The organism is Citrobacter sp. Cpo142, assembly GCF_030332425.1.
Classification (GTDB): Bacteria; Pseudomonadota; Gammaproteobacteria; order Enterobacterales; family Enterobacteriaceae; genus Citrobacter; species Citrobacter portucalensis.
Genome location: NZ_JAOWHW010000041.1, coordinates 1 through 265 on the forward strand (window position 1 = coordinate 1; position 265 = coordinate 265).

At 53.6% G+C, this 265-nt stretch carries 1 tRNA gene; it reads left to right on the top strand.

Annotation, left to right across the window (positions count from 1 at the left end):
• The first annotated feature begins 180 nt into the window (after window positions 1-180).
• Window positions 181-256, top strand: a tRNA-Ala gene (locus OGY18_RS01650).
• Window positions 257-265 lie beyond the last annotated feature (9 nt).

Below are 265 nucleotides of genomic sequence, written 5' to 3' on the forward strand. Positions count from 1 at the left end.
GCTTGTAGCTCAGGTGGTTAGAGCGCACCCCTGATAAGGGTGAGGTCGGTGGTTCAAGTCCACTCAGGCCTACCAAATTCTTTCTGATGCCGCGTTGTGAAACGACTCGCATACTTCAGTATGCTTCACCGTTCCACGCCTTGTCTCAGCAAGAATTAAGGTGAATGAGATAACTACGATGGGGCTATAGCTCAGCTGGGAGAGCGCCTGCCTTGCACGCAGGAGGTCTGCGGTTCGATCCCGCATAGCTCCACCATCCTTACTG